The organism is Streptomyces sp. NPDC058646, from assembly GCF_042716875.1.
Lineage (GTDB): Bacteria > Actinomycetota > Actinomycetes > Streptomycetales > Streptomycetaceae > Streptomyces.
Map to the genome: position 1 here is coordinate 1 of NZ_JBHXRK010000062.1, position 13,247 is coordinate 13,247.

Annotated in this window: 8 protein-coding genes and 1 pseudogene; 3 read left to right on the top strand and 6 right to left on the bottom strand. The window is 69.5% G+C overall.

From position 1 onward, the window contains the following. The first annotated feature begins 161 nt into the window (after nucleotides 1-161). A pseudogene (locus tag ACFWUZ_RS35820) lies at nucleotides 162-1,106 on the top strand (IS5 family transposase). Here the strand turns inward: ACFWUZ_RS35820 and ACFWUZ_RS35825 are convergent. Continuing rightward, complete coding sequence (locus tag ACFWUZ_RS35825) at nucleotides 1,101-1,571, bottom strand: hypothetical protein (RefSeq protein ID WP_384382234.1); 471 nt, start codon at nucleotides 1,569-1,571, stop codon at nucleotides 1,101-1,103. The pseudogene ACFWUZ_RS35820 and the gene ACFWUZ_RS35825 overlap by 6 nt on opposite strands. 496 nt (nucleotides 1,572-2,067) lie before the next feature. After that, nucleotides 2,068-3,159: a GNAT family N-acetyltransferase gene (locus ACFWUZ_RS35830; RefSeq protein WP_384382236.1), complete on the bottom strand. Its 1,092-nt coding sequence runs from the start codon at nucleotides 3,157-3,159 to the stop codon at nucleotides 2,068-2,070. A 1,402-nt stretch (nucleotides 3,160-4,561) separates the two neighbouring features. On the opposite strand from ACFWUZ_RS35830, the gene ACFWUZ_RS35835 reads away from it, so the two are divergent. Together ACFWUZ_RS35835 and ACFWUZ_RS35840 are read left to right on the top strand one after the other, a co-directional pair. After that, nucleotides 4,562-4,930: a hypothetical protein gene (locus ACFWUZ_RS35835; protein WP_384382238.1), complete on the top strand. Its 369-nt coding sequence runs from the start codon at nucleotides 4,562-4,564 to the stop codon at nucleotides 4,928-4,930. A 176-nt stretch (nucleotides 4,931-5,106) separates the two neighbouring features. Beyond that, entirely contained in the window at nucleotides 5,107-5,409 is a 303-nt protein-coding gene (locus ACFWUZ_RS35840) for a hypothetical protein (RefSeq protein ID WP_384382248.1), read from the top strand. 157 nt (nucleotides 5,410-5,566) lie between these two features. Here the strand turns inward: ACFWUZ_RS35840 and ACFWUZ_RS35845 are convergent, their stop codons facing one another. The 4 genes from ACFWUZ_RS35845 to ACFWUZ_RS35860 form a co-directional block, all read right to left on the bottom strand. Continuing rightward, complete coding sequence (locus ACFWUZ_RS35845) at nucleotides 5,567-8,194, bottom strand: RICIN domain-containing protein (RefSeq protein ID WP_384382240.1); 2,628 nt, start codon at nucleotides 8,192-8,194, stop codon at nucleotides 5,567-5,569. A 41-nt stretch (nucleotides 8,195-8,235) separates the two neighbouring features. Further along, entirely contained in the window at nucleotides 8,236-10,617 is a 2,382-nt protein-coding gene (locus tag ACFWUZ_RS35850; RefSeq protein WP_384382242.1) for a non-reducing end alpha-L-arabinofuranosidase family hydrolase, read from the bottom strand. Continuing rightward, nucleotides 10,614-10,775, bottom strand: coding sequence for a hypothetical protein (locus tag ACFWUZ_RS35855; protein ID WP_384382244.1), 162 nt, complete (start codon nucleotides 10,773-10,775; stop codon nucleotides 10,614-10,616). The genes ACFWUZ_RS35850 and ACFWUZ_RS35855 overlap by 4 nt, the downstream gene beginning before the upstream one ends. 491 nt (nucleotides 10,776-11,266) lie before the next feature. Next, nucleotides 11,267-12,811, bottom strand: a complete 1,545-nt coding sequence (locus ACFWUZ_RS35860; RefSeq protein WP_384382246.1) for a sigma-70 family RNA polymerase sigma factor — start codon at nucleotides 12,809-12,811, stop codon at nucleotides 11,267-11,269. Nucleotides 12,812-13,247: the final 436 nt, after the last annotated feature.

Consider the following 13,247-nt stretch of genomic DNA (forward strand, 5'->3'; position numbering starts at 1 on the left):
CTCACCCAGACCCGCCGCCCACGCCCTCACATCACCAAGTACCCCACCCATAACCAGACCAACGACCAACCTGGCCACCAGTCACGCCAAACGCCATTGCAGTACTAGGAGCTGTCCGGCCGATCATGTGACTGTCGCCTGGTCGGATCGTTGTCCCGTGCATGGGGCGGGGTGGACGCGGCGATCTATCGGACGCGGAGTGGGAACGGTTGCGGCCGTTCCTGCCCGTCAGCAATGGTCGGTGCGGGCGGTGGCGCGACCACCGGCAGGTGATCGACGGGATCTTGCACCGGGTGCGGACGGGGTGCACTGGCGCGATCTGCCGGAGCGGTTCGGGCCGTGGAAAACGGTCTACGAGCGCCATCGGCTCTGGTCTGCGGACGGCACCTGGGAACGGCTGCTGCAGCAGGTCCAGGCTGAGGAGGCTGATGCGATGGGCGCGATCGACTGGCATGTCTCGGTGGATTCCACCATCGTGCGCGCGCACCAGCACGCGGCCGGCGCCCGCACCGACCCGCCGCCGACCCTCGCCGCCCCAAAGGGGGGCGAGCCGCTGGAACACCAGGACGAAACTCCGTGGCGAAGCCTCGTCGACCAGCTGGTGGAGGTGGTGCAGGAGGTGAGGGCCTGGGGCGTTCGCGCGGCGGCTTGTCCAGCAAGATCCACCTGAGCGCGGACGGCCGCTGCCGTCCGTTGTCCTTGATCGTCACACCGGGGCAGCGAGTCGACTGCACCCAGTTCGTGCTGGTGCTCGAGAAGACCCGGGTCCCCCGGCCTGGGTCGGGCCGGCCTCGTAAGAAGCCGGACAGCGTCGCAGCAGACAAGGCCTACAGCAATGGCCCCTGCCGTCAATACCTGCGGCGGCGCGGCATCCGACACACCATCCCGGAGAAGGCCGACAGCCGGGCCGCCCGCCTGCGCAGGGGATCACGAGGCGGACGGCCACCGGCATTTGACGAGAGCGGTACAAGAAGCGCAACACCGTCGAACGGGCTGTGAACAGGCTCAAGAACTTCCGTGCGGTGGCTACGAGGTATGACAAGCGTGGCTATGTGTTCCTCGGCACTGTCTCAGCTGCCGCGGTCATCGTGTGGCTCCGCTCATGACCGGTCACTCGTGTTCAAGTCGAGTGCGGAAGTCTGGCCGACCGCGGCAAACAGAATGAGTGGCAGCTCCTTGTCGGCCTGGCCGATCGCCAGCGCAAGCCAACGACCCCTGTCGGGGAGCGGCCACATCTGCATGCTCACGGCCTGTTGGCTGAGGTAGTTGAGCGGCTCGGGCACCTGCTCTCCCTCGCAGCCAGCACTGAGATACGGTCCGAGGTCCACGACGAACGTATTGCCCCATCGAGTCGTCAGGCTTGCGGCCAGGTCGTCGCGGCACGCCTGCAGTTCGCCTTCAGCCTCAATCCAGGCCTGCCCGTCGTCGTCATCCCAGAAGTTCTGACTGACCTGCAGTTCGCGCACATGATGCTCTGGTCCACCTCCCCCGGAGGCATCGACATAGGTCACTTCCGGGAACGGCTGCACGGTCAACGCCTCAATCGTTGAGAGGTACTTCTCGGTAGTCATGCGCGCAGGTTATGGGACCGCGCAGACGACCGCCGCCTTCCGTGCGCACCGATCAATGATCGGCCGGACAGCTCCTAGTTGAGATAGAACCTCGACCTGGAAACGATCTCGGTTACCCGTGAGCAACAGGCCCCGTGTACGGCGTCCCAGGATGCCGTAGGGCGCCCGTATGCATGGGTCTTTAGGCCGTCGCTTCTCCTGCTGGCAGGGCATCGGCCTCAGGGCGGCTGGCCAGCGCCCAGTGGCCGAGGCGCCGCGTGCGCTCAAGCGGGAGGGTGTGGTGCCGCTGACCGACAGCGATCGACGGGGGCGCCGTCCGGCCAGCGAGGGCATTGCGGAGGTCGAGCACAAGACCGACAGGGCATACCAGCGGCTGGGGAACTTGGGCCTGTCCGCCGCGGCAGAGCAAGGGCCTGTGTCTTCCTGAAGGCAGATCCGACGGCAGCACCGGCCAACCCGAACTCCACTGCGTAGCCGAGGTCGAGCAGCTGCCTCCTCAAGGGCGGCGGTCACGCATCTTGCCGACTGTTTCCAGGATGTGTACGGCTGTGGTCTTGAGCTGGGGCCTCTCCCTCACGAAGCGGCGGACAGCACGTGCAGGCTCACGGCTGAACCAGTGGAGAGCCGCACCGGGACTGCGCCGCAGAAGAGTGCCTTCATGAACCGTCAGCTCTCGTGTTTTGAGGGAATGCTTGTAGGCGGCATCACCTCTGCCGAGGTCGAGCATTTCGATGCCGGCGGCAGCGGCCGCCTCGATCATGCGGAGATGGAAAACGAGACCTGGGGAGAACTGGGCGAAATCCCGGTCGTAAGCGGGGAACCAGTACGACAGCACGGTGCGTGAGCGCAGCCCGAAGTGTGCGGCAACAGGCCTTTCGCCTGCGTAGAGCACCGATAGCAGGCCCGAGCAGTCGGGTGTGTCCGTGTCGGCGAGGATGCCTACCAGGTTGTTGATCCAATTCTGGGCGAATCGGTCGCGCCGTCCTGTTCGGCGGTACTGGGCAGATTTCCATGCCACCAGCGTCCGCAAGGCCGCCGGGTTTCGTTCGTCGAACACGAACCTCAGCGGCCCGACCCGGCGTCCCAGGCGGCGGTCCTGCGCCAGGGTCGACTTCAGGAACTTGCGGGAGCGTGTTCGGAGCAGGTTTTCGTAGTGGGCGTAGCCGCCGCTGAGATCGATGACGGGCGAGGCGAATCGCCCTGTTGCGAACGGCAGGAACAGGTCCTGGCCGCTTTCGAGATGGTTGAACTCCCAGACGGTCAGCGAACTGGCGCGCAGGAGCTGATGCGGATCCACGCGTACGTCGGGGTGCAGGACAGCGCCTTGGCAGTCGGAAACGCCCAGGCCGATCGCGCGGCCGCGGCCCCACCGGTCGCGCTCGAAGGGAAAGAAGCCGGCGGGCTCGCCGTCCTGGCGCACGACCGCGACCCTGGCACCCGGCCGGACACGGCCGACCGTCTGGCAGAACTCGGGGCTCATGAAGGGATTGGCGACGGGCGCCGTCCTGGCCCGAAGCGAGCTCCACAGCTGCAGGTCTGTCGGGCTCATGTCGGCAGGGTGCATCACGTCGATGCGTTGAGTGGGCACGTTGGCTCCTGGTTCATTCGATTGCTCGCGGGGCCGTGGCCGATCTGCCACCACACGAGCAGTGGGTTGCGGTCAGGCCGGGGACAACGGGCGCACAGGCATCGTCCCGGCCGCGTCAGCGGTCCGCGAGGGGTCTCCCTCCGGCGGCCCTGCTCGATGGCGAAGTGGCGTCGAGATGCGTGGGCGCCTGGGGCCTCACGACTGCCGAAGTGTCGGACAGCCGCAGACGGCGACGCAGAGGCGGACCTCGGCGCACCACCGCGTTGGCCAGGAAGGCTTCGCCAGGGGGTGCACTCGTCCGACTGCTTCGAGAGCCGACGAACGGCCGAGGGTCCTGCGAGCCGGTCGGGGTGATCCAGGGGACGAAGAGAGCCCGCAGGCGTACGGCCAGGGAGTCCAGCTCGCCTTGCACCGAGCTCCCAAGCCACGAGCAGGCGGCGTCGGCGGTGTGCAGTGTCCAGCCGACGACGAGCGTCCGGGCGAGACAGGACATGCCCCACGGGCCGCCGTGGGCAGAGGACGGCGCAGACGTAGGGCCATCTCCGAGATGACCGAACCACCCGCAGACGGCTGCCTGGGCGCCGGCCATGGCGCGCAGGCCGATGTTCAGCGACCCCGGCCTTCCAGCTCGCGGCAAGGCTGCGGCGAACAGTCCCAGTACGGCAATCAGACATGCGTTTGCCGACACCGTGCCAGCAAAGATCAAGTGGTGTACTGAGCTGCCAGCGCCGTCGCCATGACGGAAAACGAGGCAGCCCACGTCACTCCTCTTCCGGACGCCGAAGCGAAGCGAGGAAGAAGAGGTGGGTGAGAAGAAGGTGCACGCCGTCATGACCGTACCCATACTCGGCGAGAGGGTGCGCTCGGCGGCGTGGAATGAGAAGGCTGGTGTATCCGAACCTTCGCTCCAAGTAGCCCTCTAAGGGATTAGCCCGGGTGCAGCTAACCCCGTCGCGAGGGCCTCCGCCTCTCCGTCAGCCTCACCCGTACAAGGCAAGAGCGAGGCGAAGGATGAAGGCGTGAGCCTCGCACTGCCCATCACGGTATGTGCGGTGCTCGTCCTGGCCCTGGTCGGCGTAACCGTCTGGTTCAAGCGAGGCAAGGGCGCCGGCCCCTGACGCGCCGGTCCGGCTCCCGTTCAATGGCCCCCGGGAGCCGGACCGGTTGCGGTCAGCATCGGAGCAAGCTTGCGCAACGGGCCCTCGACCCGCGGATTCTGCGGACCCCGGACGACGCAGGGAATGCCGTACTTCATACTCGATGAATGCAGCGCGGGAGCGACCGGGCCGGGGCCTCTCCCAAGGGCCGGTCGCTCCCGCGCCTGACAGGGCTTACGCCACCACGCGAAAGCCGTGCTCATCATCGGACGCAGCACTTCCTCGGCGTGCACCATCCAGGAGCGATGCACATCGTGCTGGACGAGACGTCCATGGCCGCAGCCGGGCAGGGCAACGTGCTGGCCTCCCGGCTGATCCACCGCGCACACGCGGAGACCGGATGGTTCTTGTACGCGCCGACGTGCGCGCTCGTCGAGGCCGTCCGGGCACGCCCCGGGACTGCTGAGCACCTGGCCGGTCTGCCCGGCATCACTGTCCTGGATCTGGACCTGCCCGGCGCACTCGCCGTCGCTCAACACGAGACGTGGGCAGCCGCCCACAGCCGGCATGCAGCGCAGCCCACCGCGGACCGGCCCGACGGCGCGATCGTGGCCACCACCCAGTCGAAGCGCTGGGAAGGCCAGCCGGTACGGATCCTGGACCTCACTCCATGACCAGCCCCCATCAGGCTCCTCGGTAAAGCGCTACGACGAGAGCTTCCCGGCTGGTCCGTCTGTGGTGAGTCGACACCTCGCCTGGCTGCAGCAGGGATGGACTCGGGGGCCGGCCGTTTCGTGAGTAGCGCGGTGCACTGCACTGGGCCCGGCAATATGGCTTGGTGACCACATGGATGCGCTGCTACTGGGACGAGGAAGACACCTGGTTCTACTTCGAGGTCGACGCCGAAGGTTGCGTGAGCCGGCAGGTCGAACTCGAAGGGCCTGAGCTGACTCCCATCGCGGCCGCCTCCCTTGCTGAGTGGCAGCGGGCCCACGACGCAGGCCGCCTCGACGAGTACGACAGCAGGTTCGGGATCACCGCCGAGGTGCCCGTCTCGGAATGGGAAGGCCATGACCCCGAACAACTCACTTCCGAGGAGTTCGAGGAAGTCTGGGGCCCTGCCCGTCTCCAGATCGCATCCCGGTCCAGCTGACCTCTGGGCAGGTCCGGCGCAGCCGGCCGGACAGCCTGAGGACATGACACCGATCCGGCAGGCCCGCCTCCCCAGCTCCCTCGGCCTGGCTCGGCGGTGGCAGTGGCGGTGGCGGGGCCGCAGACCGTTGCGCCTGCGGCCCCGCCCGGTTGTCGGGTCAGGAGGGGTCGCCGTACTGCAGGCCGCGTCCGTTGGTTCCGACGTACACCCGGCCGAAGGCGTCGGGGTCGCCGGTGATGACGCCGGTGCCGCCGATGCCGCCCCACTGGTGGGCGTCGTCGTTGACGCGGAGCCAGGTGGCGCCCTTGTCGGTGGAGCGGAAGACGCCGGTGACGTCCTTGACGGTGCCGATCAGGTACAGGGCCTGGTAGGAGGCGCCCGGTGCGGCCTTGCCGAAACCGACGGCGGAGGCCGACTTCACCGGGGCGAGCCGGGTGAAGGTGCGGCCGCCGTCGGTGGAGTGCAGCAGCCCCTGGCCGCCGCCGGCGATCCACAGGTCGCCCGCGGCTCCGGGGACCGCCTCGAGCCGGCCGTCGGCGGGCAGGCCCGCGGCCCGCGCGCTGAAGGTCGCCCCGCCGTCGGTGCTGGCGTACAGCGTGCCGCCGGCCAGGGAGTAGAACGTCCCGGCCGAGGAGCGGTCGGCGACGACGACGGCGTTGGCGCCCAGGCCGTTGACCTTCGACCAGCTCGCTCCCTTGTCGGTCGAGCGGTACGGGGCCTGGCCGGTCTGCGTCCAGACGATGGCCGAGCCGTCGGCGGAGAGCGCCACCCGGCCGCTGTCGGCGCCGGCCACCGGTTCGGACGCGAAGCCCTTCCAGCTGCGGCCGCCGTCGGCGGAGTAGGCACCGTCCTGCGCGCCGCCCCGGCCGACGCGGACCATCATCGAGGGGTTGGACTGTGCGAAGTCGATGGATGTGCTGTTGGCCATCATCGGGTTCGTCAGCCGCCCGGAGGGTACCTCGGTCAGGGAGTCGTGACGGAATCCGCCCAGGTCGCCCAGGGCCGTGACGACGTGGGCGCCGCCGGGCGGGGCGATCGCGTCCAGCACGGCGGTCTCTTCCAGCCCGCGGGCGCCCACGCTCCAGTGGCTGGTGCCGCCGCTGTCGGTGGCCCCCGCGTCCTTGCTGCGCAGGATGCCGCTGCCGGTGCCGTACAGCACGTGGCCGGAGTCGAAGGGGTCGATGGCCAGGGCGGTCATCCAGTGCCCGGTGCCGGTGCCCACGTACGGTGCGGCGGAGGCGTCCCGCACCGACTGCGCGGCCTGTGCCTTCCATGTCGTGCCGCCGTCGGTGGTCCGGTAGATCTCGTCCTCCGGCCACCAGCGGTCGAGGGTGGTGACCATCACCGTGGAGGGCTTGCGCGGGTCGACGGCCAGACCGGAGAACCCGTAGGTGCCCTGGGAGGGGGAAACGTTCTTCCACGTTCCGCCGGCCGGCGTGTGCTTCCAGACCGAGCCCCCCGTCACGCCGTTGGGGCCGAGGGCGTTGGTGTACGTCAGGTACAGCGAGCCGTCGCCGGAGAGCACGCCGTGCTGCGGCATCTGTCCGGTGGGCTGTCCGGGGACGGCCTGCCACGTGCTGCCGCCGTCGGTGGAGCGGTAGAGGGAGGTGGTCTTGTCGGCGACGCCGACGTAGACCGTCTTGCTGCCGGCCGGGCCGTACGTCACGAAGGAGATGCCCGCGCCGCTGCCCGCCCCGTCCTTGACGGGGAACGAGGGGACCTGGCTCCAGGTCGCGCCGTGGTCGGTGCTGCGCCACAGGCCGTTCTTGCGCGTGCCTAGCAGCAGGGTGCCGTTGTCCGCGGGGTTGACCGCCAGCCGTTCGCCCGCCCCGCGGCCGTCCTCGTTGCCGCCCAGCTTGAAGGGCAGGTCGGTGCGCTGGAAGGTGCGGCCGCGGTCCGTGGAGCGGAGGATCGCGCCGTTGCCCGCCCAGTCGTTGGTGTAGGTGCCGGTGGCGAGGTAGAGCCGGCCGGGGTCGACCGGATCGGTGGCCAGCGCGTCGATGCCCAGCAGGTTCCAGTCCTTCTCGCCGATCCAGTCGGTCAGCGGGATCCACTGCTCGGCCCCGGTGTCCCAGCGGTAGGCGCCGCCCATGTCGGTGCGCGCGTACAGCAGGCCCTTCTCCCGGGGGTTGAACACGAGTCCGGTGACGTAGCCGCCGCCCACCACCTGGGCGTTGCGCCACGCGTACGGTCCGGATCCGGGCGTCTTGGCCCCGGTCGTCCTGACCAGTTTCCACTGCTGGTTGGTGCCGCCGTGGCCGCGATACTGGATGACTTCCGCGCCGTCGGCCGTGGAGCTGCCGGAGACGTCCAGGACCTGGCCGCTCCTGCGGGAGGTGAGGACGACGGCGTCGGATCCGCTCACGTCGTCGATCCGCCATTCCTGCGAGGTGGCGGAGCCGTCGGTCTGCTGCTCGGCGGCGGCCGCCGGGGCGGTCGAGTCGCCGGCTATGCCCAGCACCTTGCCGCTGTTGCGGTTCACCAACTCGTGGTAGCCGTCCCCGGTGGGTCGCAGCTGCCACTGCTGGTTGGCGGTGTTCTGGTCGGTCCACTGCTGGATGCGGGTGCCGTCGGCGGTGGAGAAGGCGTTGACGTCCAGCGCCTTGCCGCTGCGGACGGAGACCAGCCGGTAGTAGGCGCCGGCGTCGACCGTCGCGGCCTGCGAGTCGTCCTGCACGTACAGGAGGTACGGCACGAGGACGGCGGGTACACCGAGCAGCAGTCCGGTCCCGGTCCAGCGGCGGCGGTGGCGTCCGCGGCGCCCGCCGTTCGTGGGGTTCTTCATGGGGGTTGTTCTCCTTGCGTGTTGCTGTGGATCGGGGCAGGTCAGCGCTGGAGGGTGAGGAGACCCGGCCGGTAGGGCAGTCGGTCGTAGGGGCCGCCTGCCGCGGGCGCCTTGCCCTGGTAGAGGAACCGCAGGTTGCAGGGGTCGACGGTCATGGTCTGGTCGGGGTTGTCGCGCACCAGGTCGCCGTGGCTGATGTCGTTGGTCCAGGTGGCTCCGCTGTTCGCCTTGCCGGCGAAGGGGTTGCTCTCGGTGGCGGCCTGGGGGGTCCACGGACCGTTGAGGCTGGAGGCCGTGAACGAGCGGAAGTAGCGGGCCTGGTTCGCGCCCCTGGCTTCGACGATCATGAGGTACTGGTTTTGGCCCTGGACCTTGTAGACCTGCGGCGCCTCGAACAGGTTGTCGGGCGAGTCGCTCATGACCGTCGTGTAGGAGGAGCCGAAGTTGCCGGGGAAGTTTTCGATCGGCATGCTCGCCCGGTAGATCTTGCCGTTGTCACCGGCGAAGAACAGGTACATGTTCTTGTCGTCGGCGATCAGTGTCTGGTCGATCGGGCCGGTGGGGGAGTCGGTGCGGGGGATGCTGCCGGTGAACAGGGGCTGCGGCGCGGACCAGCCCTCGGGGTTGGCCGGGTCGCTCGACGTGCGGTAGATGAAGGGCCACGCCCCCCACTGGTACGCCAGCACCCAGATCTTCTTGGGCGCGAAGTAGAACAGCGTGGGAGCCACCGTGGCCTGGCTCATCCCGGTCTGGCGGGCCGACGCCATGTCCGACCAGTTCGTGAAGGGCCCCGCCATCATGGAGCCGTATGAGGATCCCGAGAAGTACGAGCCGTAGACCAGGTGCTTGCCGTTGTACGTCACGTGGGTGAAGTCCTTCAGCGAGGCCCACCCGTTCGCCGGCTGCGCCAGCGCACCCGTCGACGTCCACCGGTAGGTCGACGGAAGAGCACACGTGCCCGTCGGCGCGGGAGTTGTCGGGGTCGGCGTCCCGGACGGGCCGGTCCACTTCTGGTTGCCGCCGGACCAGCAGGAGTGCAGCTGGATTTTGGTGCCGTTGGCGGTGGCCGCGCCGACGGCGTCGAGGCACAGCCCGGACTGGACGCCGGAGATCGTGCCGTCGGTCTTGATGTTCCACTGCTGGCCGGCGCCGCCGTTGCAGTCCTCGATGACCACCGCGGTGCCGTTGCCGGTGCCCTTGTCCTTGGCGGCCAGGCACTTCTTGCCGTAGACCGTCAGCTGTTTGCCGGAGGTGTGGGTCCAGCGCTGGTTGGTCCGTCCGTGGCAGTCCCACAGCTGCGCCTGGGTTCCGTTGGCGGTGGTGGAGCCGTTGATGTCGATGCAGCGGCCGGAGGCGACGCCCTTGATCGTGCCGGTGCCGGTGCCGGTGCCGGTGCCGGTCCCGGGGGCGGCCTTGAAGGCGTTCACGACGGCGGTGTAGGCGGCCTTGGGGTTGCCGTTGCTGTCGAACAGCAGGGGGTTCTCACCCTTGCGCCAGGAGTCGCTGTCCCGGATGCCCCAGACGGTGATGCCGGTACACCGGGCCACCGACAGGCAGGACTTCACCGTGTTGGCGTAGTGGGTCGGCGACGCCTGGGCGATGTCCAGCTCGGTGATCTGGACGTCGACGCCCAGGGCGGCGAAGTTGGCCAGGGTGGTCTGGAAGCTCGCCGGGGGGCCGCCGGTGCCGAAGTGGCTCTGGAACCCGACGCAGTCGATCGGCACGCCACGGGACGTGAAGTCCTTGACCATGTTGTAGACGCCCTGGGTCTTGGCGTCCGACCAGTTCTCGATGTTGTAGTCGTTGTAGCAGAGCTTGGCGGAGGAGTCGGCCGCCCGGGCGGTGCGGAACGCTTCCTCGATGAAGCCGTTGCCCAGCACGTTCTGGAACACCGAGCTGCGGTGCTGGGTCGACCCGTCGGCGAACGCCTCGTTCACCACGTCCCAGGAGTGGATCTTGCCTTTGTAGCGGGTCATCAGGGTGGTGATGTGGTTGTTCATCACCCCGCGCAGGGTGTTCGCGTCGCTGATGGAGCTGACCCAGGAGGGGAGCTGCGCGTGCCAGACCGCGGTGTGGCCGCGCAGGCGCTGGCCGTGCGTCGCGGCACGGTTGACGATCTGATCGGACGCGCCGAAGGTGAACGTGCCGCGGGACGGCTCGACGGCGTCCCACTTCATCTCGTTCTCCGGGGTGATCATGTTGAATTCCCGGTCCAGGATGGCGGTGTACTTCACGTCGCCGAGCCTGCCGGCGGCCACAGCGGTGCCGAAGTACCTGCCCGAGGGCGCCGCCTGCGTGCCCAGGGGCGTTGCGGCTCCGGCAGAGCTCGGCAGGAGCGTCACGACACCCCCCACCAGCGCCGCGGCCGCCAGTCCGATCGTCAGTGTCCGCCGGCGCCGACCGTGCCCGTGCAGGCCCTTCATGCTGCTCCTCGGTGGTCTCGGGTCGCCTCGCGGGGCGTGATCGTGGGCGCACCGGCCGATGCGGCCTGATGCGCCGCGGGGGCGGGGTGGGTGCGGTGCAGGACGAGGTGCCGCTCCTGGGTACGGGGCGTGCGGCGTTCAGGGGTATGTCGCGTCATGGGGCGCTTCCTTCCGGGGATGTGCCGATGGCTGCGGGGGCCTCTCACACCGGCTCGCATGGTGAGCGGCGGGAAGAACCCCACGAAGTGGAGGCTTCCGAACGCGAGGCGGCGTAACAGAAAAGCCGCGCCATCCCGAAGATCTGCCCGTGATGCATCTCGCAGGCAGGAAGTGTTACGCCCAGCCCCTCGGTTTGGTCGTCCACGGGGGAGGGGAGGCCGCGCTGCTCCGCGGTGCCGTTCGTACAAGCACCGGCCGGTAGTCGCCGTGCCCGAGCCTTCAGGCCGACCGGTTCGGCGAGGCGCCCGTGGACCCGCATGCTGATCGACCCCGGACCGGTGCGGCACGGTGGCGGCCCACCACAGGGGTGTGCACTGCGCAGTGCTGGAGCCGGCTGCGGGCGGCTCGCCGGCTGTCACTGCGTGGCTCGCGGCTCGCGGCTCGCGGCTCGCGGCTCGCGAATCCGTGCGCGCTGCTCAGCGACCGGTTTTCAGAACCAGGCCTTGCGGACGACGAAGGAGGCTTGGCCGGCGAAGGCCCGGCTGCCGTCGGAGCCGTCGAGCCAGATGCCGCCGTCGCGGTGGCGGATGACCGATCCGGGGTAGTTGTGCGAGCGCAGGGTCACCGACCCCGCGACCGCCCCGGGGCGCGGACAGAAGGTGGCGTCCTTCCGGAACAGTTCGCTGCCGTCGTCGGTGCTCAGCCGCAGCCGCAGGTAGTGGTGGCGCAGGTAACGGCCGTCGGCCGAGCGGAGGGTGACGCACCCCGTGTCGGCCAGTCCCCGGACCACCGTGAACGTGACGCGTTGCCGTGCCTGCGTGCTGCTGGACGCGGAGACCGGGCCCAGCGCCGCGAAGTCGCCGGCAAACGTCAGGTAGAGGTCGGGTCGGTCCACGGACTCCAGTGAGTGTGCGCCCAGCGGAACAGTGCCTCCTGCGACGGCGGACGGACTCGCCGACGGCGATCCGGCCGACGTGGGGGTGCCCGACGGGACCGGCCCGGGATGGCCGGCCGTGGGAGCGGCACTGACGCCGGGCGCCCGGGGCTCCGGTTCCGGCCAGGTCGCGTAGGTGGCGGCCCCGGTGATGAGCACCGCGCTGGCGGCCAGGCTCGCCAAGGGATGAGCGGTCACCACGTGGAGTTTGCCGGCCACCGCGCCGTGCGCACTGCCTCCCATCGTGGTCGTGCCGGCGGCAACGGGGACCATGGCCGGCGCGGCGGCGATCGCAGCCGAACCCGACAGCAGGCCCTTGGCGGTCAGCGTGGCGATGAGTCCGGCAGGGACGGCCAGGGGCGCGAGGCTGAGGAGCAGCACCTCGACAGGGACCCGGTTCGTCGTCGCCGCCGTGCAGAGCGGGCAGTCGCGGGTGTGCCGCGCGATCCGCTTCCGCCACACCGACGTACGCAGACCGTCCCAACCGGCGACGGTCTCGCCCAGCTGCGGGCACCGCGGGTCGGCCGCCAGGGCGGCGACGATCGTCCGGCTCAGGTCCAGCTGCTCGCGCATGCGTTGCAGGCGCACCCCGGCGTGGGCGACAGTCAGGCCCGTCGCGGCGGCGATGTCCTCACGGCTCAGCAGTCCGGCGCGCTCCTGCCACCACAGCGAGAGCAGCACCCGGTGGTCCGGGTCGAGCCACCGACCGGCCTCGGCGATCTGACGGCGCTCGTCCGACACATGGAGACGCAGGATCGTCGCGTCCTCGGGTTCGGGGCCGGCATCCGGTATGTGGAGTGCCTCGTCGATGATCGCGGTCCGGCCGGCGAAGACGCGCTGCCGCTGTCCATGGGTGTGTATCTGGCGGAGCGTGATCGACACCAGCCAGGACCGGAAGCTGTCGGGGGCGCGCAACGCAGGCAGATCCCGCACCACGCGCAACAGCGTCTCTTGGACGACGTCGTCGACGTCGGCATGTCCGCTCAGCGCCCGTCGGACGATGTTGTAGACCAACGGCAGGTAGGCGGCGATCAGCTCTTCGCGCGCCCGGGCATCCCCGGCCTGCGCCGCGACGACCAGCCCGGCGTGATCCGCGTCCATGAGCCCCATTCTCACCCTCCTCACCAAGGCGTCAGACCCTAACCTCCGCAAAGGTGTACGACCAAAGCCCGCGCCTCGGGTCGGGGGGTCGGGCCCCTGCCGGTGGCTCCGTCCCCGTGCCTGTGGGCGCCCTGTGCCTGCTGGCGCGCGGGCGGGGACCGTCCGATCCTCGCCGCGCCGTCCCTCACGACTTCGAAGGGTGCGGCGAGCTGGAAACTCGGAGTGAACGCGGCTATCGCACAGCGGGCGATGGGCCGATCGCGTCGAGGAGCCACGGCATAGTCCGCTGCATGAGTTCACTGGAAGCGGCCAAGCCGTGGAATGACGTACGCACCGGTCGCCGACGGCATCCTGGACGGACTGTTCGACGGGTGGCTGTCGCTGCCGGTGATCGCGGGCTTCGTCTCGATGCTCGGCTTCACGGGGGCGATCGTGC

Bases quoted from the DNA above. Each gene is read 5' to 3' on its own strand.
- ACFWUZ_RS35825 (WP_384382234.1), bottom strand. From the start codon at position 1,571: ATGACTACCGAGAAGTACCTCTCAACGATTGAGGCGTTGACCGTGCAG.
- ACFWUZ_RS35835 (WP_384382238.1), top strand. From the start codon at position 4,562: ATGCACATCGTGCTGGACGAGACGTCCATGGCCGCAGCCGGGCAGGGC.
- ACFWUZ_RS35840 (WP_384382248.1), top strand. From the start codon at position 5,107: ATGCGCTGCTACTGGGACGAGGAAGACACCTGGTTCTACTTCGAGGTC.
- ACFWUZ_RS35845 (WP_384382240.1), bottom strand. From the start codon at position 8,194: ATGAAGAACCCCACGAACGGCGGGCGCCGCGGACGCCACCGCCGCCGC.
- ACFWUZ_RS35850 (WP_384382242.1), bottom strand. From the start codon at position 10,617: ATGAAGGGCCTGCACGGGCACGGTCGGCGCCGGCGGACACTGACGATC.
- ACFWUZ_RS35855 (WP_384382244.1), bottom strand. From the start codon at position 10,775: ATGACGCGACATACCCCTGAACGCCGCACGCCCCGTACCCAGGAGCGG.
- ACFWUZ_RS35860 (WP_384382246.1), bottom strand. From the start codon at position 12,811: ATGGACGCGGATCACGCCGGGCTGGTCGTCGCGGCGCAGGCCGGGGAT.